The organism is Prevotella sp. P5-92, assembly GCF_002251245.1.
GTDB lineage: Bacteria > Bacteroidota > Bacteroidia > Bacteroidales > Bacteroidaceae > Prevotella.
The window spans coordinates 1-1592 of the sequence record NZ_NPJG01000086.1 but is presented as its reverse complement, the minus strand read 5'-3'; the positions used below and the strand labels follow the sequence as shown (position 1 = coordinate 1592).

The 1592-nt window shown below is 40.8% G+C and carries 1 protein-coding gene; it reads left to right on the top strand.

The window, feature by feature from the left end; genetic code table 11:
- Positions 1 to 137: 137 nt before the first annotated feature.
- Positions 138 to 1424 carry an IS1380-like element IS942 family transposase gene (locus tag CIK99_RS09415; RefSeq protein ID WP_055235773.1) on the top strand — a complete coding sequence of 429 codons (1287 nt, stop codon included), beginning with the start codon at positions 138 to 140 and terminating at the stop codon, positions 1422 to 1424.
- Positions 1425 to 1592 lie beyond the last annotated feature (168 nt).

Genomic DNA, 1592 nt, shown 5'->3' with positions numbered 1-1592 from the left:
CCTTAATTCCGCAACACTATAGTTTAACATTATTTATAAGTGCCTGAGCAACAAAAAGTTGCCCAGGATTTTGCCATGTCAGAATTTTCACTTACCTTAGTGTTGCGAAAAGAAGACAAGCAAAACTCTAATATGACATGGCAAAGATACAAATAAAATCTGAGAAACTCACTCCTTTTGGAGGAATTTTTTCTATTATGGAGCAATTTGATGCTCTTTTAGCTCAAACCATAGATTCCACCTTGGGATTGAGATGCACTATGTTTGGTTATCAATATAGCGAAATTCTACGCTCTCTGATGTGCGTATATCTTTGTGGCGGCTCATGTATTGAGGATGTTACAACTCACTTGATGAAACATTTGTCTCTTCATCCAACTCTTCGCACTTGCAGCGCAGACACCATATTGCGTGCTATCGAAGAACTGACTTGTAAGAACATCACCTATAAATCTGCTTCTGGCAACTCCTATGATTTCAATACTGCAGACAAGATGAACTGCTTATTGATCAAAGCCCTGCTTGCTACTGGTCAATTGAAATCCGGTCAAGAGTATGATTTTGACTTTGACCATCAGTTCATTGAAACAGAGAAGCATGATGCAAAACCAACCTACAAGAAGTTCCTGGGCTATAGTCCAGGTGTGGCAGTCATTAACGACATGATTGTCGGTATTGAAAATAGAGACGGCAACACAAACGTGCGCTTCAACCAAAGAGAGACTTTGGAAAGAATCTTCAAGCGACTGGAGGCATCAGAAGTATATATATCCCGTGCCCGCATGGATTGCGGCTCATGCTCGGAGGAAATCGTAGATATGGTAGAGGCTCATTGCAGGCATTTTTATATTCGTGCCAACAGATGCTCTTCCTTCTACGATTCCATGTTTGCCTTGACTGGATGGAAAACTGTTGAAATCAACGGTATTGAATTTGAGCTGAATTCCATCCTTGTTGAGAAATGGAAAGGAAAACCGTATCGTCTTGTCATACAGAGACAAAGGCGAATAGATGGAGACCTTGACATTTGGGAAGGCGAATATACCTACAGATGTATACTGACTAACGATTACAAGTCGAGTGCAAGAGACATCGTGGAATTCTACAATCTTCGTGGTGGCAAGGAACGCATCTTCGATGACATGAACAATGGCTTTGGCTGGAATCGATTGCCAAAATCGTTCATGGCACAGAATACTGTATTCCTGCTTATGACAGCTCTCATCAGAAACTTCTACAAAGCTATTATGCAGAGATTGAAAACCCATGAATTTGGATTGCGTGCCACCAGCAGAATCAAGACCTTTGTTTTCAAGTTCATCTCTGTTCCTGCGAAATGGATTAAGACATCACGTAGGCATGTATTGAATATTTACTCAGACAACAATGCTTATGCCAACCTGTTCAAGACAGACTTTGGTTAAAGACCATGCTTTTCTGGTTAAACCAGCGTATTACCTCAAGTCGCTTTATGGGGTAAGGGGATTTTGTGTCTGCGACATTTCTGTTGTGCAAGAAATATGTACAATAAAATGAATTTTGTCGCTTTGCAAGCAAAATCCCACTAAACCCTATAGGTTGCGGATTTGAGG